At 61.4% G+C, this 17,781-nt stretch carries 10 protein-coding genes and 2 pseudogenes; 5 read left to right on the top strand and 7 right to left on the bottom strand.

Translation table 11 applies throughout. The features are described from left to right. Positions 1-407: 407 nt before the first annotated feature. Together SB772_RS38680 and SB772_RS38675 are read right to left on the bottom strand one after the other, a co-directional pair. Positions 408-761: a BON domain-containing protein gene (locus SB772_RS38680; protein WP_410838337.1), complete on the bottom strand. Its 354-nt coding sequence runs from the start codon at positions 759-761 to the stop codon at positions 408-410. A gap of 110 nt (positions 762-871) precedes the next feature. Further along, positions 872-1,702, bottom strand: a complete 831-nt coding sequence (locus tag SB772_RS38675; protein ID WP_410838336.1) for an SDR family oxidoreductase — start codon at positions 1,700-1,702, stop codon at positions 872-874. 115 nt (positions 1,703-1,817) lie between these two features. Between SB772_RS38675 and SB772_RS38670 the strand changes: the two genes are divergently transcribed. Then, positions 1,818-2,711 (top strand): LysR family transcriptional regulator, encoded by an 894-nt coding sequence (locus SB772_RS38670; RefSeq protein ID WP_410838335.1) that lies wholly within the window; start codon positions 1,818-1,820, stop codon positions 2,709-2,711. Positions 2,712-3,064: 353 nt separating this feature from the next. On the opposite strand, the gene SB772_RS38665 is transcribed toward SB772_RS38670, so the two are convergent. The 3 genes from SB772_RS38665 to SB772_RS38655 all read right to left on the bottom strand — a co-directional run bounded on the left by SB772_RS38665 (position 3,065) and on the right by SB772_RS38655 (position 8,696). Continuing rightward, a complete protein-coding gene (locus SB772_RS38665; RefSeq protein ID WP_410838334.1) occupies positions 3,065-4,069 on the bottom strand; it encodes an ABC transporter substrate-binding protein in 1,005 nt (334 codons plus the stop codon). A 62-nt stretch (positions 4,070-4,131) separates the two neighbouring features. Next, positions 4,132-6,981, bottom strand: a complete 2,850-nt coding sequence (locus SB772_RS38660; protein WP_410838333.1) for an MFS transporter — start codon at positions 6,979-6,981, stop codon at positions 4,132-4,134. Positions 6,982-7,775: 794 nt separating this feature from the next. After that, positions 7,776-8,696 (bottom strand): M28 family peptidase, encoded by a 921-nt coding sequence (locus SB772_RS38655; RefSeq protein ID WP_410838332.1) that lies wholly within the window; start codon positions 8,694-8,696, stop codon positions 7,776-7,778. 260 nt (positions 8,697-8,956) lie between these two features. Here SB772_RS38655 and SB772_RS38650 point away from each other — a divergent pair. The 3 genes and pseudogenes from SB772_RS38650 to SB772_RS38640 form a co-directional block, all read left to right on the top strand. Further along, positions 8,957-9,820: pseudogene (locus SB772_RS38650) on the top strand (efflux RND transporter periplasmic adaptor subunit); the annotation flags it as partial. Beyond that, a pseudogene (locus SB772_RS38645) lies at positions 9,772-10,809 on the top strand (ABC transporter permease); the annotation flags it as partial. The pseudogenes SB772_RS38650 and SB772_RS38645, both read left to right, overlap by 49 nt. 8 nt (positions 10,810-10,817) lie before the next feature. Beyond that, complete coding sequence (locus SB772_RS38640) at positions 10,818-11,972, top strand: ABC transporter permease (RefSeq protein ID WP_410838331.1); 1,155 nt, start codon at positions 10,818-10,820, stop codon at positions 11,970-11,972. A 242-nt stretch (positions 11,973-12,214) separates the two neighbouring features. On the opposite strand, the gene SB772_RS38635 is transcribed toward SB772_RS38640, so the two are convergent. Continuing rightward, positions 12,215-14,203 carry a thioredoxin domain-containing protein gene (locus tag SB772_RS38635; protein ID WP_410838330.1) on the bottom strand — a complete coding sequence of 663 codons (1,989 nt, stop codon included), beginning with the start codon at positions 14,201-14,203 and terminating at the stop codon, positions 12,215-12,217. Between the two features lie 1,949 nt (positions 14,204-16,152). Continuing rightward, positions 16,153-16,764: a putative quinol monooxygenase gene (locus tag SB772_RS38630; protein ID WP_410838329.1), complete on the bottom strand. Its 612-nt coding sequence runs from the start codon at positions 16,762-16,764 to the stop codon at positions 16,153-16,155. Positions 16,765-17,250: 486 nt separating this feature from the next. On the opposite strand from SB772_RS38630, the gene SB772_RS38625 reads away from it, so the two are divergent. Further along, a partial coding sequence (locus tag SB772_RS38625; RefSeq protein ID WP_410838328.1) for a hydroxyacylglutathione hydrolase family protein occupies positions 17,251-17,781 on the top strand: 531 nt, incomplete at its 3' end.

Here is a 17,781-nt window from a genome sequence, read left to right as displayed (position 1 = left end):
TTCGAAGGAGTGAATGACCGTTGTACCTTGGAGAGCTGCCGTTATGTTGTGGCGGGTCCTATGGCTGGAGTGGGTCGGGTGCGGAAGTTCGGCACCAGCCCTTGCACGGAAGGTTGGTCTCGCGAGCGAACTTCTGGGTTCGGCCATAAAGCGCGACTCCTGCTCGCCGCAGCCGTGCCTTGAACATGAACTCGTGCTCCGGCGCGACTTGACTGTAGATCGGCGCCGCCTGAAATTTCCGTGTCGATTCTTGCCGAAGTAACAGCGGCGAAGAACGGCGTAACGTTGCCAACGCTATTGCAAGTCGAGGGCGCTCAAGCAGCGCGTGAAATTGCAGGGAGCGTCGGCTCCTCTTGCGACATTCACGGCTGAGAACGGCCAGTACATCCCGGCACCGCCTTGAAGGGTTAATACCCTTTCGTATAGAGCGACAGATGGTTACTCACCGACGTTACACCCGGCACGCCCTTCGCCACTTCCGCGGCCTGCTGGATCTGAGGACCGTCCGGCACGCTGCCAGATAATGTCACGACACCGCCGCGCGCCTTGACGAATACGTTCGACACGTTGAAGTTGGGCGCTTTCGATAATGCCTTGCGTACATCGCGAGCCAGGTTCTTGTCCGCTGGCGTCGCCTTGCCTGAACTTGCAGCCGGACTCGACGCCATCGGCATGGCATTGCTGGCTTGCGCGTAGACATTCGACGTCAGCGTCACGCATCCCAGGGCGACGAGCAGATTCACAACGTTGCATGCTTTCATGATTGCCTCTCTTGTTCGGCCTGGCAGATCGTGAGTCAAAGATAGCCAACATTCCGCTTCTAACAAAGCCACTTGCACGATTAAGGGAAAACCCGCGTCCAGAACCGCGCTCAGCTTATCGAGTCGGCTGAAAACGCGATGTCCTGCTGTGCTTCGAGCACCCTCAGGCGCTCAGCCAACGCAGCCCTGATCGAGTCGTAGGCACCGCCGCCAAGCGTCAGGCGTAACGGCGGATGTGCCGAGTCCGCCGCGACGATCATTGCGGCGACCGTCTTGCCGGCGTCGCCCCGAATTGCAAAGCTGTTGGACGCAATCGCCCGCCTGACGTCGCCCGCCGGGGTATCGTCGTACTCGGGCATCGGCACCGCGTGATCGAGACCGGCACCGAACTGCGTGCTCGTCGGCCCCGGCTCCACGATCACGAAGTCGATGCCGAATGGTGCCACCTCCTTCGCTACTGACTCGACGAAACCTTCGATGCCCCATTTCGTCGCGTGATAGAGGCTGAAATTCGGGTAAGCGATCTGTCCACCTTCGGACGAGACCTGAACGATCCGGCCGCCGCCCTGGCGGCGCAGGTGAGGCAGCGCGGCACGGATGACCTGAATCGATCCAGTGAGATTGGTGGCGATCTGCCGGTCAATCTGTTCATCAGTCACTTCCTCGGCCGCGCCGAATAACCCGTAGCCCGCGTTGTTCACGATCACGTCGATACGGCCCATCGCTTCGAATGCGGCAGCGATATTCGAGTGCACCGCGCGGATGTCGGTGACATCGAGTGTCAGCACATGCAACCAGTCGTCGTACTGTTTTTTCAGCTCATCGAGCGCCCCCTCGCGCCGCAGCGTCGCGACGACCCGATCGCCGCGTTGCAGCAGGCGCTCGGCGAATAGCCGGCCGAGGCCTGACGACGTGCCGGTAATAAACCAGGTCTTCATCATGGTGTGTCTCTCCATAAAGTGGATGGAATGGCATTGCCTGATCACCAGTCTAGGTACCCGTCATTGGTCAGAGAAGTCTCTATAGTGCGTATGAGCCCGTGAAAATTCGCCACCAATGACCAAGCCGACACTTGCCGATCTCACCGCGTTTTCCACTGTCGCAGCGCATCGGAGTTTCCGCCGTGCCGCCGATGCACTCGGCGTTTCGCGCTCCTCGCTAAGTCACGCCATGCTCGCACTGGAGCGTGAATTGGGCGTGCGCCTGCTCAATCGCACGACGCGTAGCGTAGCGCCGACAGAAGCCGGCGAAGCATTGCTCGCGCGGCTTGCGCCCGTGCTCCGCGATCTTGACGAGGCACTGGATGCCGTCGCCGATGCGCGCGGCAATCCGAGCGGCACGCTCAGGATCAATGCCAATGAGAGTGCGGCGCGGCTGTTGTTGAAAACGGTGGTGCCGCGTTTTCTGAAGCGCTTCCCCGGCATGGCGCTCGATCTGGTCGCGGAGGGACGGCTCGTCGATATCGTCGAGCAAGGCTTCGATGCCGGAGTACGGCTTGGCGAGTCGATCCCGCGCGACATGGTGGCGGTGCGCATCAGCGATGATCTTCGCTTCGTAGTCGTTGCAGCGCCTTCGTATCTCGCGGGACGAACACCGCTCATCACGCCCGACGACCTTCGTAGCCACGACTGCATTCGCCAACGGCTGCCGAGCGGCAAGCGCTACCGCTGGGAGTTCCGCAAGCACGGGCAGGAAGTGGCGATCGATGTTCCCGGCGTGCTCACGCTGGATCACAACGGGCTGATGGTTGAGGCCGCGTCCGATGGTTTGGGCCTCGCGTATGTACCGGAATCCACGGCCCGTGATTGGCTGGACGACGGCCGGCTGGTTACCGTGCTGGAAGATTGGTGCCCGTTCATCCCGGGGCTCTGCCTGTACTATCCTGGGCATCGCCACGTGCCTGCTGGTCTGCGGGCGTTCATAGACGTGCTTAGGGAGGTAAATCACTAACGCACGTGAATGTCCGTTGTCGAGGATCCTGACCGACCGCTCAGGTCGCGTGCTGCCGAGCGACGACAGGCAGTGACCGGCCAGTTGCGGACGGTGGACGGCGCCTTCGCCCGGTCATTCAGATGGCCGATCCACTCCGGCAGCGGACGTCGGCACGCCGACTGAGTTTGTCCCCCCTCGTGACCGCCCCTTTGACGGTCGTGCTCAAGGGATGCGCATGCCGATCTCTGCCTCTCAGTAAAAGTTTGGCCGATGGGCTCGATGTCGGCACAAGCGCTTAGTAAGCGCAGGCCGCCAAAAAGGGGTTCGCAGAAATGCAAGCCCTTTTGTTTTGCCGTGCCACTGTCGGGCACTCATTTTCCTACAATCTCTGCCCCTTGAAGGATCGAAATTGGGGGAAAGCGGTCTAGTTGCCTTGCCACTTTCATATTGACCACGTACGCAAACTTGGTTGCCCGCACTACTGGGAGATCACCGGGTTTCGCACCATCCCTAAGGATCTTCAAGGCCTGATCGGCTGCAAGTCGGCCGACATCCTCCAGCCGCGCCGCGATGGACAGGAGGGCGTGCTTGTCGCGGACGAGTTCCTCATAGGGGCTCACGACGGCAATACCGTTTTCAACTGCAGAGGCAGTGAACACTTCTCCATTGGCGCGTAGATACGCGCTTGAACCTGCATAAATCCATTTGATCCCATTTTTCTTTAGCTGGCGAATGCGAACTGGAATCAACGCCGGATCCGGTGTGTCCGAATTTCCAGGGTCAATTTCGAGGGCCACAAGTTCCACGCCCAGCCTCGGGGCGACTACGCTCAACTCCTGCATTTTCAGGACCGAGTTCTTCTCATTGGAATTGTAGAGGAGACCGAGCTTCTTGAATTCAGGATCATATTTCCGGATGACTTCGATGTTCGTGGCCTCCGGCACCCTGTTGAATGTTCCTGCCACATTGGACCGGCCACTGCGCTCAAAGCTCTCGGCAATGCGGGCGCCGAAGGGATCGGCTACAACCGTGAAGACAACCGGAATGTCATGGAGATAGCGCGGGTCATCGCGATCATCGAGTGTGCCAATTACTCCAAGCGTAGCGTTGGTCCCATAGACCACCACCAGATCGGCCTTCATGTCACGTGCCATCTTGACGGCCTCCGGCAGCCGCGACTTGTTCTCTTTCAGATCGAGAACCTTGAGTTCCGCATTGAATCCGCTCTCCGCAATCTCGGCTTTGAATCCCTCGCAGATACTGTCGCAACCGTCATAGAACACGCCAAGGATTTGCTTCTTTTCTCCCGAATGCGCCGGGGCGGAGAAAGCACAAATGAGCACCAGAAGAATGACCCTACCGAAAAGCATCTTCATATCCTCTCTCCCTGGATTGGTTCGGGACCAGGATCATGGAACAATGACTAAGGCCGCCTCGGCTATTGTGACGTCGGCGTCCCGCGATCGATACGCGCCGGTCTCGGCCGGGTGAAAATTGCAAAAAGGACGCCACCAGCAATCGACCACAAGGCGACTGTGGCAGTGGCAACAGCATAACCGGCCTCTCCGGCAAGTGCCGCGATCGCGATAAGTCCCACAATGCTTCCCAGTCGTTCCATTGTTCTGAGTGCCGCAAGCACCACGCTTGAGCCCAAACGACTCAAGTCGGTTTCGGCAATCGACATGGCAACCGAGACCTGTGCCCCACGCACCAGTCCATGACCGAAGCCGGCGCCAAGGACGGCGAAGATCATCGAAATTTTGCCAGGCCCCAACGCAACAGGCAGAAGGGAAAGCCCGGCAACCAGGCTTCCGGCCTGCGCAATCAACGTCACCGGCACGCCTCGTTCTGCTACTCGTCCGCCAAATGAGCTAACGACTGCAACCGCAATGAAATAGATCATCAGCGTACGTCCAATATCCGCTGGCGGGGCACCGAGCGCACTGAGACTCAGAGTCACAAGATAGCAAATGAAAGCCTGCAACAAAACGTTGGCTGGTATTGCGACGCCAAAGACGAGACTCGCAAAGTGCATGTCCCGAAGCGCTGCAAAGATCGCAATTTTCGAAGGTTTCAGCGAATCCGCCTGGCGGCTCCCGGCTAGAGGCTTCACGAACCAAAGCGTCAGCATGGCCGATGTAGCGACCAGCGTGGCGCTGAAGAGAAATACGTTTGACGGGCCAAGCCTGTCGGCAAGGACGCCGCCGAGCGCCGTTCCACAGAAAATGCCGCCAAAGAGTGCTGTAGAAAACATGCCAAGGGACCGGTCACGCTCTTCTCTCAGAGTTGTGTCGATAACATAGTCCTGGCAGGCCAGTGTCACCAGGGCATATCCCGCCCCGATGATGGTGCGCGCCGCGACGATCTCTGGAACGGAAGTAGCGAAGTAAAGGAGAAGATGCGCTACAAAGACAGGAATGGCTGAGAGAAACAACAGCATCCGCCTTCCCAACCGCTGTGCCAAAGGGCCAGCGAAAGGCGAGATGAAGACGATTGCGCTCAGATAGCCTGCCAATGGAAGACTGATCAGCACACTGCCATCCACCCATTTCCATGGATTGTCGGCTGCCCGCGTATATAGTGGCAAAAAGGAAAGTGGTAGCTCGTCGGCCGCGGCGAAGAGGAACAGGGCCAGGCGCAAATCGGTGAAATAAGAGAAGCGCAGCGTTGTTAGCCCTCTTTCCGAAAGAAAATAGCGCTCGCGCAAATTCTCCAGCAGAGCGCGCCTTCTGTCTGAGTGCGCCATTGCCGCCTGGAGAGTCGCGAATTGCGCATTGAGCGCCTCGGCGCGTTCGATCAGGTTCCTCGCGGCGCGGTCCACCGAATTCCTGGTGGAAACACTCGCCCTTTTCGAGAAATTCCCGACCGCCTGCATGGCCGCAATCCGCTGCAACCTGTCGAGAGGTGCTGTTAAAGCCCGGCTGGTCATCAAAACCATGATCTCGAATGCCAGTAAAATCGCGGCAAGGACGATGACAGCCATGTCGAGGAATACATCGAGAAACTTCCTGGCGATGAAAGCGGGATCAATATCGATGACGACATAGGCAATCTCCTTGCCGTCGACGACGATCGGATGGCTGCGGACATCCTTGCGCTCACGACGCAGCGCGAGATCGGGGGCGATGCGTTTTCCAGCTTCGAGCACCACGTGTCCCGTGACAACGGCGATATGAGCCACTCCCGGAAGCTGCTGAAGCATGTCGCCAAAATAGCGCTCCGCCCCGACCAGACCTTCGAGAGGCACGCCAGCAGCCACCGCGCGCTGCACATTCTCGCTTACCACGGTGCCAATCAGGTTGCTGCGGGCGGCAAGCTCGGGTTCCATGGAATGGTTGACCGCGCTGAGTATTGTGTTGCCAAGCAACATCGCGGAAGCGAAAATGAACACGGCTGCGAGGAGGGTCAGCCGTGAGGCGATTCTACGTGCCAGCGAACGCGTAGAACTGGACGCAACCACTGATTCCTGCGAACGCGCCTCCTGGCTTTCATCTACATGAAACGGTGAACTGGAGACATTGGGCCCAACGGACGAAAGTGAGGTAAGCGATTCACACGCCAGGTCATATTTGCGCTTTGCTTCAACCAGGTTGCTTCTGAGGTGTTCGATTTCAAGCCCAAACAGGCCGCGCCAAAACGTCAGGCCCGGTACCGCTTGGGTCATCGACGTGTTGTCGGCCACGATCTCGCCCCGTGACAACGACTCGATGTGTAAAACGGCTCGATCTGGCGCCTCGAGAATGAGGCGCAGCAGCAGGAACGCAATGAGCGAGAATGCGGCCCAGATTAGCAGCGCCGTTCTCACGATGTCGCCGATGAAGGAGATGGAGGCCGCTTTAAGGCGCGCTATGGGGTAGGCGACGACCACGGCACCATTCACGCGGTCGTCCGCACCCACAATATTGAAGCCGCTGAGAATTTCGTCCGACGTTTCCGTGCTCCAGCGATTGTTGCGCGACAGCTTCATCACCTGCAAAACATGCGGAGGTAGCGGGCGAAGCGTGCTTCTTGTGCTGAATATCACGTCACCATCCGGGCTCAGTGCATCTACGCGTGCGATCTCGTGATCCATTTCCCGAGCACGTGCAACGATTTCGCTTCCGTTGCGGATCATCGAAAGTGGGATTCCCAGGTCGGTGATAGGCTCAAAGGAAGCGGCGGTTGTCTGGGCGATGACCGAGATGCGCTGGCGCAGAAGATCCGAGAAAATCGCGTTGCGCTGAAGAGAAGAGAGAGAGCCGAGAATTGCGAGCAAAAGCGCAATGGCAGTTGAAAAGGTCAACCACATACGCGGAAGCATTGCGATTGCCCTCGGAAGGAGAAGTCGTCAGGGCCTGTAGGGTGCCCGGTCTTGACGTGGTATCACCTCTAACTGTAATCCGACCATCCGTTTCGGCATACCCGGCCAATGCCAGGGTGGACAAGCATCTGGCAAGGGCATCGAGATTCGCGCGTGGCTGAGTTTGGCGGCATTGACAACCGAGCGCGACGTCGGCGCGGTGAGCGCCGTCCTCCACGCCAGCACAACTAGCCGTCAGCAGGATGCAATATGCGCTGCGGCCTGGCCAAGCCAGCGTGGACCAATGCTACCAGTGTAGTGTGTGGGTCACGATGTGCAAATCCGGCATCGCCCGCTCGCTGATGTCGCCGATGCTAGTTTTACCTGCATGCCCAAGGACGCCTGACCAGCCAGATCGAGTCGAGCGTCGTTGATGGCGGATTCGCCCCTTGATTGGCGGGCTGGTCAGTCCGACGTCGGCAGACGGGTCAACACTATGTCGGCGTCAACAGGCCTTGATCGCTCATTCGCAAACGGCGAGATGGTTTACTTAACTCAAACCACCATACTTGCTCACACCGGTAGCGCACGTCGATGGGGCTGCATTCCGCTCACCTCTCCGGTACATCTCCCGACGGTCGCGCACGACTGACCGGATAGGCCGAACTGCTGTCCCCGAGAAGCTGGCTTGGATGACCGGGCCACTCCGTTACCTGCCGTTGAACCCCTGACTACGCGACCAGCGGCAGTGGGTCGGTAACTGACAGAGGCCTCGCGTCGAAAGCGGCCGCCCACGGTCACAGCTACCCCTTTTCCGGGGCCTGGATCTTGCCGGGATTCGCGCCAGCCGGCCCCAGCGATGCCACGCTCGCAGCCAACCCGCGCGTCACGGCGGCCATGCGCCCATAGTCGAGCGTCGCAGGGACATCGTGAGCGGTATGGTAGTGCGGGTTGCGCAGGTAGGCAGTGTCCGTCACCATGGCGGCCGGATAGCCGTGGCGCCAGAACGAAGAATGATCGCTCAACGCGACCCCTGGCACCCACCACGGCAGCGCCGCTGCTTCGAGCGGAAAATTGGACGACGCCTGGAACGCGTCGACGAACCATCGCAATCGGCGCGCCGAGCGAAGATTGGAAACGAAGCCGATAAAGTTGCCGCATGCCGGATAGAAGTAACGCAGCAAAGGCGGATACCTTTGCGTACCCGGCTCGTCCCGGTAGTAACCGAGCATCTCGAGCGCAAGCATCAGGCGAATGCGATCCCCGCGCAGCCGCGCGGCTCTCGCGTACCTCAGACTGCCCATGTCGCCGCGGAAGAAAAACGGCGCTTCCTCGTTCACGAACGCAACGCAGCGCACGGTGTACCGAGGCGAGAGGGCCTGAAGCATGCCCGCGATCTCGAGGAGCGCGGCGACGCCGCTGGCGTTGTCGTCGGCGCCGGGGCTGTTGCGCACGGTGTCGTAATGCGCGCCCAGCACGATGATTTCGTCAGACTCAACGCAGCCTGCGAGCGCAACTTCGATATTGGCACAGGGGACCCCTCGCACCCGATAGTCCTGACGCGTCACTGCACAGCCACACCTCGTCCACTGCTGCACGATATAGTCGGCCGCCGCGTGCAGGGCATCCGGCCGGAACACGTTGCGTTCGCCGATGTCTTCGGCAAGAACCTTCACATGGCGCTCCAACGCCGCAGCCAGGTCAGGGACGTGCGCAGTCAGCATGCGATTCTCTCCACCCGTTCGAGAACGAATACCGCCATTGAAGCAGGGAACGGCTACCAGCGAGCGTAACGCCAGCCGCGATTCATATTTCGAATGCGCGCCGCTTCGAGTGGCGACGACAATACTGCCCGCATTGCAATCGGCGAGTCGCATGAGCAGGTCCGGGCCGAACGCCACGGCGGCGCCACCGTGGCGTAAGCGCGGACTGGGCACGGCGCTATACTGTGGGCCCGTTCACCGTACCACAAGGCGGCGTGGGGGCTCAGGCGTTGGCGCAAGTGACAGTGGCGCAGGCGAATCTTGAACTGCAGGTTGCCGAGTTGAAGAACGCCGAAGCCAATCTGCGCCGCTCCGCGATACTCGCGCCCAAGGGGGCTATCCCGGCAACGCAATACGATGCCGATCTTGCCCGCTACGACAAAGCCAAGGCGTCGATCAACAACAGCAGGGCCGCCATCTTGTCGGCGCAGGCCAACGCCCGTGCCGCTCAAGTCGCTGTCGTTCAGACCGCGATTCGTGCGCCATTCGATGGCGTGGCGATCGAAAAGCATGCGAACGTGGGCGACAACATCACCCCATTTTCGCAGGCATCCGACAGCAAGGGGGCGGTCGTGACGATCGCCGACATGGAAACGCTCGAAGTCGAAGCGGATGTGGCGGAGTCCAACTTAGCCAGAATCAATGTGGATCAGCCGTGCGAGATCCAGCTCGACGCGCTGCCCTATCTGCGACTGGCGGGCCGGGTCTCGCGCATCGTGCCCACGGTGGACCGCTCAAAAGCGACCGTGCTGGTCAAAGTGCGTTTCGTGGACCGCGATGCGCGTGTGCTTCCCGAAATGAGCGCAAAGATTGCGTTCCTCGCGAGAGCGGTTCCGCCGCAGGAAAAGCAGCCCGTTGTCGCGGTGCAGCCCGCCGCGATCGTCGAGCGCGACGGCAAGAAAGTGGTCTACGTGGTCAACGACGACACGGTGCGGGAGGTCGCGGTCACGACGGGCGCCAGGATCGGCGAGCTCGTCGCGGTCAATGGCGTGAACCCGGGCGACACGCTCGTACTGGCTCCAAACGAGAAGATCAGGACGCCTGGTATGCGGGGGCCGCCACGGCCTCGAATGCACGGCTCGTGACACGCAACGCCATCTCCCTCGTCTTCCCCTTGCCTCTGAGCTATGAGAACCGTATTCGAGGCGTCGACGGGGTGACACTCGTGGCCCGTTCCAACTGGTTCGGGGGTATCTATCGAGAGCCCAGGAACTTCTTCGCGCAGTTCGCAGTATCGAACAACTATCTCGACCTGTACCCGGAGTTGGTCCTGCCGGCGCAGCAGCGCTCCGACTACCTGCGCGACCGCAAGGGATGCCTCGTGGGACGGCAGCTCGCGAGCCAGTTCGGATTCAAGGTAGGCGACGTGATTCCGATCAAAGGCACGATCTACCCCGGCACCTGGGAATTCGTCGTTCGCGGCATTCTGGACGGACGGGACGAAACGACGATCACGCGTCAGTTGCTGTTCCACTGGGAATACCTGAATGAAACCGTGCGCAAGACGACACCCCGGCAGGCGGATCAAGTCGGTGTCTACGTCCTGGGCGTCTCGAACCCCGATGATGCCGCGGCGATCTCGCGCAGCGTGGATAGCGTCTTCAAGAATTCCCTTGCTGAAACCCTTACCGAAACCGAGCAGGCATTTCAGCTTGGCTTTGTGGCCATGTCGAATCAGATCATTGCGGCGATCCGCGTCGTGTCGTATGTGGTGATCGTGATCATCATGGCGGTGATGGCCAATGCAATGGCCATGAGTGCGCGCGAGCGTACGGTCGAGTATGCAACGCTCAAGGCGCTCGGCTTCGGGCCCACGTTTCTGGCGTTGCTGGTTTTCGGGGAGTCGATCGCGATCAGCGCGATCGGCGGCAGCCTCGGCATTCTCGCCACGCCGCCGGCGGCGAGCTTTTTCAAGCAAGCCACGGGCGGCGTGTTCCCGGTTTTCAGCGTATCCGTCGAAACGATCGAGCTGCAGGCAGCCTGCGCGCTCGCCGTCGGATTCGCCGCCGCCATCGTACCGGCGCTGCACGCGGCGCGGGTTCGTATTGTCGAAGGCCTGCGGGCAATCGGTTAGAGGCGCCTGTGACGATTCCGCTCGCTTACATCGCACGCAACCTGTGGACACGCCGGCTGACCACGATGCTCACAGCCGGCGGGCTGGCGCTGGTCGTGTTCGTGTTCGCCACGGTGCTGATGCTCGACGCGGGCCTCAAGAAGACACTCGTGTCCACCGGCGAACACGATAACGTGGTGGTGATCCGCAAGGGTGCGGAAACCGAGGTGCAGAGCGCGATCGACCGCAACCAGGCAAGCATCATGGAAATGCATCCGTCAGTGGCCATGGGCGCCGACGGACGGCCACTGGCGTCGAAAGAAGCCGTGGTGCTCATCTCGCTCGTGAAGAGCGGCTCGAACAAACCGTCGAACGTGGTCATTCGCGGGGTCTCGCCGACAGGACTGGGCTTGCGCCCACAGGTGAAGTTGGTGGCGGGACGCATGTTCAAAGCCGGGTCGTCCGAGATCATGGTCGGCAGCAGCGTTGCGAAGGGCTTCAGCGGGACGCAGATCGGCGAGCATTTGCGTTTTGCCCAGCGCGACTGGATCGTCGTCGGAACCTTTGACGCGGGCGGCAGCGGCTTCGACTCGGAAATCTGGGGCGATGTGGATCAGCTGATGCAGTCGTTTCGCCGCACCAGTTACTCGTCGATGGTGGTGCGCCTCGCGCAGACCCATCTCTTCGACCGTTTCAAGGCGGACATCGATGTCGACCCACGGCTTGCCGACGAGGCTAAACGCGAACAGGCGTTCTATAGCGATCAATCGAAGGCGCTATCGACGTTCATCAACATTCTGGGCTTTACGCTATCGATGATTTTTTCGATCGCTGCGATGATCACGATGTATGCGTCGGTGGCCAACCGGGTTACGGAAATCGGTACCTTGCGCGCACTGGGTTTCAAACGCGTCAACGTGCTTGCCGCGTTTCTCGTCGAGGCCATGCTGCTCGGCCTCGTGGGGGGTGCGGCCGGGCTTGGCTGCGCGGCGTTGATGCAGTTCGCCTCATTTTCCACCACCAACTTCCAGACCTTTGCCGACCTTTCGTTCCGCTTCATTCTCACCCCGGCAATCGTGGTGAAAACGCTTGCGTTCTCGGTAGCAATGGGTCTCATCGGCGGGTTCCTTCCTGCGATGCGTGCAGCTCGCATGAACATCGTCGATGCGCTGCGTGCACGCTGAAGCCAGGCGGCCCCTGCAACCGGGTCATGCCGCCGTCACCATGACCTGGTGCCGCGTGACGAATGGTTTCTCCGCACGCCGCAAGCCCGGTCCAACCAGGCACCTCGACGAGAAGTTCGTCACGCTGCGGTGCACACCTGAACGCGCGCCTCACCGCCATGGCGTTGACGCTTGCGCTAACCTGGAAACGTCGAGCGTTCAATATGGGAGGCCGATAGCGTGGTGATGGCGCCGGGCTGCCGTCAGGATGCACAAAGCTCAAGGAGCGCCTTGCCGTCCGTCACCGGTGCGGCGCACGTGCGGTTTCGGCACACGTAGGCCGTAGGGCGGCCCTTGACCGGGCGGCGCCCCCGGCCAATCGGCAGGTCTTCGGCAAAGGCCAGCACGCGCGCGGAGAGGTATGCGCGGTGAACACTTGTGACCAGTGCGGCGGCGCCCGATTTGTCGCCCGCAAAGATGATCTCGAGCGGGCTGCGTTGCGCGAAGTCCCACGCGGCGAGGAGGTGCGCGAAGCCGGCTGGCGCCTTGGCGGCTGCGGCCTCGTATCTCCGGAATTCGTGCTCGGCGCGGTCACGGTAGAGATCGTGGCCGGTGAGCTCATACAGGCGCGAGAACGCAAACACGCTCGTTGAGATGCCCGACGGCCACGCGTTGTCGTACGGCGCGCGCGGCCTGTGCACCAATGGCTCGCCGTCACACGGGGTGAAATACAGCCCGTCCTCCCAGAACTTGTCGAGGATGAGTGCCGCGAGTTCGATGGCACGCTCGAGGTAGCGCTTATCGAAGCATGACTCGTACAGGTCGAGCAGCGCATTGGACAGGAAGGCGTAGTCCTCGAGAAACCCCGGCACCTTGGCTCTCCCGTCGTTCCAGGCACGGTACACGCCGCCGTCGGGCAGGGTCAACTCGCTCTGGATGAAATGGGCGGCACGCTGTGCTGCGCTGAGATACTCGACGCGGCCCGTCGCCTGGAAAGCGGCACAGAGCCCTTCGATCATCAGACCATTCCAGCCGGTGAGAATGTTGTCGTCCCGCGCCGGGCGCACGCGTCGGCCGCGCGCCGCCAGCAACCGCTCGCGCCAGCCCGCCAGACGCGCTGCTTGCAGCGCATCCAGCTCGACCGCACGGTGGAGCACCGTAGTACCGTGTTCGAAGTTGCCGTGTTCTGTCACACCGTAGGCCTGGCACGTCATTGCACCGTCGGAATCGCCAAGGACTGCCTCGATCCCGGCGGCGGTCCAGACATAGAATTTGCCCTCCTGTCCTTCGCTGTCGGCATCTTCACCGGCATAAAAGCCGCCGCTGGGGTGCGTCATGTCGCGCAGGACGTAGGCGACGGTTTCCTCCACGACGCGGCGCCAAGCCTCTTTGCCGGTCAGCCGGTAGGCGTCCGCGTACAGCTTCACGAGCTGGCCGTTGTCATAGAGCATTTTCTCGAAGTGCGGCACGGCCCAACGCGCGTCGACACTGTAGCGGGCAAATCCACCGCCGAGCTGGTCGTAGATGCCGCCGGCCGCCATGTGGTCGAGCGTGCGTTCCACCGCGTCAAGCAGCGCGGGCTCGCCACTTCGATGATAGACGCGCAGCATGAGGTCATAGCAGCTCGGGTTGGGAAACTTGGGGGCGCCGCCCAGCCCACCATGGACCGGGTCAGTGGTCCGTGCCAAGGCGCGGGCTGCCTCTGCCGGCAGATCCCCGATGCCGGCGGCTGCGCCGTCCAGATTCGCTTGATCGAGCTGTCGGAACCCCTCCTGAAACTGCGCAATGGTGTCGCGCAGCGCCTCTCGCCGATGCCGCCAGGCTTCGCTCAGACTCATCAGCACGCGCACGAGCCCGGGGCGGCCATAGCGGTCGTCCGGCGGGAAGTAGGTGCCGCCGAAAAACGGCTCTCCCTGCGGCGTGAGGAACACGGTCAGCGGCCAGCCGCCCCCTAGTCCCATCATCTGGCTGACTTGCTGGTAGATGTCATCGATGTCGGGACGCTCCTGCCGATCGACCTTGATGCTGATGTAGCGCTCGTTCATCAGGCTGGCGATACGCGGATTCTCGAAGGATTCGTGCGCCATGACGTGGCACCAGTGGCACGCGGCGTAGCCTACGGAGAGCAGGATCGGCTTGTCTTCCTCGCGGGCGCGGCGAAATGCATCTTCGCTCCATGGATACCAGTCCACCGGGTTCTCGGCGTGTTGCCGGAGGTAAGAGGAGGTTTCGGCGGCGAGGCGGTTTGTCATGGCGGTCTCCGTGCGCCGGTCAAAACCAGCGAGATGTTGTGAATGAAAGAGTCATACGTTGAAGGCCTAGCCAGCCACGGCGGCCCCGAGTCATGCGTGTGCATCCGCAAGGGTGCAGACGAAGCGTTGACAGGGGTACGCGCGGGCCGGGTATCGAGCCGCGAAATCCATGCCCCGTACCGGAAGGTACGGGTTGTCCGGGGTGCCGAGGCCGTGGAGACATGCCGAAGGCCACACCGGGGCTGCCGCATTGGCGAGGCAGTACCGGACCCCGCGCGGTCTGAGACCCCGCGCACGCGCGGAAACATTTCGCACGGGAACCGGGAGATCCCGCGCTCTTCTGGGCCGCGCTGGGAAGCGTCAGGCGCAGAGCGCATCGTGAAGCCCGAGGGCGTACGACGATGAGCCACGGGCGCGGGAAGTCGGACTGCTGCGTAGTACCGGAGAAGCTGCCGAACAAGGTCGAGGGTGAAACTCCCGCGACGGCGGAGGCGGTGGAGGGAAGGCGGCAGGCCAAGGGCAATGCAGTCGCGGCGCGCATGTCCCGCAGATCGGGGCGGGCATATGACATGGGAACGGCTGCGGGAAGACCCGTAAAGGTGGATTCGCGGTGTTGCGGCTCACAAGCGCGAAGCGCATGCGAGCCAAGCTTCAGGCGGTGAAGGAGGAATTGCGCCGGCGTATGCACCGGTCCATTGCGGAACAGGGACGTTACCTGCGGGCGGTGGTGAACGGACACACGCGCTACTTCGGAGTGCCCCGTAACGGCACGCGCATTGGCCGGTTCCGCCAGCACGTGGTTGGGTTGTGGTATCGCACCCTGCGTCGCCGCGACCAGACCCGTCGCCTGAACTGGGCGCGAATGACTCGCCTTGCAGCGCACTGGCTCCCCCTCGCTCATATCTGCCACCCGTACCCGAACCAGCGTCTGATCGTCACGACCCAAGGCAGGAGCCGTATGCGGTAATTCCGCACGTACGGATCTGTGGAGGGGGTGATGGGTGACTGTCATTCCTACTCCGACAGCCGGGCTTACGCGCCGGTCGTCGTGACAAATGTCGCGCAGAGCCGTGCGCTGCGCAAGTGCGCGGCTGGCGGGGTGCGGCCGACGCTTCCCTGCGCGCACGGGACCACGGCGCACGCGCATGGCGGCATGCATGAGCGCGCCCTGTAGGCGCGCCCCGGAATGAGTTGTCGGCGTTCAATTATTGAACGCCGAGCTCAACAACGTGCGAAGTTCAGGCGACTACGACTATTATTCGCCGGGCTCTGGATCGTCTTCACCACCACCCTCAACGGGAGGATCAGTTACATCAGTTAATTCAGGCGGGGGAGGTGCAGTTACAACTGCAACGGGTTCCTCACCCGGTTCCGGCATGGGGTCGCCAGATAACGATGGCTCGAGTCCCGGGGTTACGGGGTCGACTATCGGGTCCATCGGGTCGATTATTGGATCGGGCACAGGCGGGTCATCCCCCGGGTTCACCGGGTCGATTGTCGGAACTGGGCCAGCGGACACACCATCTTTGTCATTCGTAGTCATGTCAAACCTCACAAGGTTTACGTTCGATATCCGTAGTCACCCCCGGAGATTCTTTCCAAAGCAATGCGCGTCGCCGACGTCGGTCAGAGCCATCGCCGGCATTCCTGCACAGCGTGAGCGAGCAAGCAGTTTCACACAGTTCGTTCGATGAAAACCGCGAGGCCTTGACCGAACCGATGCCGGTGTGTTGCCTAACGAACGAACGGGATTCGGCCCCTTGAATCGCCCCTTGTGCTGGCGAGCCATGGACGGGTCAAAGGATCCGATCCCGGGCCAAGACAGGCTTTCGAAAATGAAGTCTCACTATAAGACTGTTTGCGCTGTCCCTGACGATACGACACGGAGGCGGATTCCGACCTGTGGGGAAGGTTCCCTGTCGGGCCTCGTTCGCCGTCTGCTTGACCGTTCACCGCGCCCCCGTAGACTGGTCGGCCCACTTTGTGTCGACCACGTCGAGCATTCCGATATCCGGCACGCTACCCAGCAATGACAGCGAATGCTTGGCGAGTTCCCGAGGAACATGACCCGTCAAGTGCGCAAGCCGACCGCCGTTGTCGGGGAAGACGTCAAAAATGCCGAAGTGACCGTCGGCAAGGCGGATGGCAAACCAGGCAACGGTCCTGGGTTCCTGCTCCACGAGTGCTTGCGCGTCGCGAAGGAACTGCGCGACCTGTGACTCATGGCCCGCCTTTGCCTTGAACGTGAGGAGCAGCGCCTTCGTGACCGGCTCGCCCGATGATGTTGCAGGCAACTTGTCGGCCAGGATGTCGAGTTCCTGAATCAGCGGCGCCCCGGCAAACACGCTGCCGCCGGCATCCAGCAGTGCTTGTGTAACTGGGCCCGCCAGATATGCCTCGCGGCCGGCATCGTCTGGGAACACGTCGAAGATGCCGTACTCCGATCGCCCGAATCTGATCGCGAACCACGCGGTCGTTGCGGCTTCCGCCCGACCCATCGCGAGAGCCGACCGCAGGACGTCTTCCGCCATGGCGTCGTCGTTGCCGGCCTTGACTTCCAACCTGACGAGCAGACCTTTAGTGCCCATGAGACACCTCGATAGTGGATATTGTCTCGCCGTTCCAGGCGGGTCCGCTGGAACCGGTTTCCCCTGATGCCTCAGGCATCTGCAGTTACACGAGCTTGCTCGCGACACGTCTGCAACTCAGGAGCCGGGGCCTGCCGACGTCCGGTGTTGGCCGGACCCGGTTCCAGGCTGGCGGCGGTGGTGACTCCAGTTTGCTGCGCCAGCCCGCTGAACTGAAACCGGTGCGCGGCGGCAGTGGGCATGCTGAACGTGTTTCGGCGAGATGACGGAGTGATCCGCCACTTTTGGGGCGCGGAGCTTGGAGCAATGCCAACAGGCGTTGAACGACCGCTGCTACCATAGCTGAAGATCGAAGCCTGCGTGTCGCGCCTGCGGCGATGCGGTCCCATGGGCGTCCGGTCGGTAACATGGCTTTCTACCAACGCCTGTTCGTCGGCAGCAAGCTCTCGGGAGCACACGATGATCGTCGAGCGTATCTGGACTGGCAATGCCTACCGCAACTTCAACTACCTGATTGCGTGTCCGGAAACCGGCGAAGCGCTTGCCATCGACCCGCTGGACCATGAGAAGTGCCTCGCCGCCGCGAAGGCCAAGGGTTGGCAGATCACCCAGATCCTAAACACCCACGAGCACCGAGACCATACTGGCGGCAACGAAGCGATGGTCGCGGCCACGGGCGCCAGGCTGCTCGCTCATTTCAAGGCCGGCGCCCGCATCGCGGGGGTGGACCGCGGTGTCAAGGCTGGAGACGTCATCAAAGTCGGGAAGCGGGTCGAACTCGAATGCATGGACACGCCGGGTCACACCATGTGCCACATCTGCCTGCGATCACATACCGACCAGCCGGCGCTGTTTTCCGGCGACACCCTTTTTAATGCTGGCGCCGGCAATTGTCACAACGGAGGCGATCCGAGCGAGCTGTATGCCACGTTTGTGGGCCAGCTCGCCAAACTGCCGGATGACACGAAGATCTACCCCGGGCATGACTAC

Source organism: Paraburkholderia sp. SIMBA_030, from assembly GCF_046535245.1.
Taxonomy (GTDB): Bacteria; Pseudomonadota; Gammaproteobacteria; order Burkholderiales; family Burkholderiaceae; genus Paraburkholderia.
The sequence above is the reverse complement of the archived record's forward strand: the minus strand, read 5'-3'. Positions and strand labels throughout refer to the sequence as shown.

Excerpts from the sequence above, each read along its gene's own strand:
- SB772_RS38680 (WP_410838337.1), bottom strand. The coding sequence starts at position 761 with ATGAAAGCATGCAACGTTGTGAATCTGCTCGTCGCCCTGGGATGCGTG.
- SB772_RS38675 (WP_410838336.1), bottom strand. The coding sequence starts at position 1,702 with ATGATGAAGACCTGGTTTATTACCGGCACGTCGTCAGGCCTCGGCCGG.
- SB772_RS38670 (WP_410838335.1), top strand. The coding sequence starts at position 1,818 with ATGACCAAGCCGACACTTGCCGATCTCACCGCGTTTTCCACTGTCGCA.
- SB772_RS38665 (WP_410838334.1), bottom strand. The coding sequence starts at position 4,069 with ATGAAGATGCTTTTCGGTAGGGTCATTCTTCTGGTGCTCATTTGTGCT.
- SB772_RS38660 (WP_410838333.1), bottom strand. The coding sequence starts at position 6,981 with ATGTGGTTGACCTTTTCAACTGCCATTGCGCTTTTGCTCGCAATTCTC.
- SB772_RS38655 (WP_410838332.1), bottom strand. The coding sequence starts at position 8,696 with ATGCTGACTGCGCACGTCCCTGACCTGGCTGCGGCGTTGGAGCGCCAT.
- SB772_RS38635 (WP_410838330.1), bottom strand. The coding sequence starts at position 14,203 with ATGACAAACCGCCTCGCCGCCGAAACCTCCTCTTACCTCCGGCAACAC.